1 pseudogene is annotated in these 243 nt (G+C 49.8%); it reads right to left on the bottom strand.

From position 1 onward, the window contains the following. A pseudogene (locus HV477_RS28145) lies at positions 1-213 on the bottom strand (flagellin FliC); the annotation flags it as partial. Between the last annotated feature and the right edge of the window lie 30 nt (positions 214-243).

The following is a 243-nucleotide window of genomic DNA, read 5'->3' as shown; positions in this document are numbered from 1 at the left end:
ACCGTCGTTAGCGTTACGGGAAGCCTGAGTCAGACCTTTGATGTTCGCGGTGAAACGGTTAGCAATCGCCTGACCTGCCGCATCGTCTTTCGCGCTGTTGATACGCAGACCAGAAGACAGACGCTCGATAGCGGTGCCCAGTGCGGACTGGGATTTGTTCAGGTTATTCTGGGTCAGCAGCGACAGACTGTTAGTGTTGATTACTTGTGCCATAAAATTTTCCTTTTGGAAGGTTTTTGATAA

Origin of the sequence: Salmonella sp. SG203 (assembly GCF_013350575.1) — a bacterium.
GTDB classification, from domain to species: Bacteria; Pseudomonadota; Gammaproteobacteria; order Enterobacterales; family Enterobacteriaceae; genus Salmonella; species Salmonella enterica.
The sequence above is the reverse complement of the archived record's forward strand: the minus strand, read 5'-3'. Positions and strand labels throughout refer to the sequence as shown.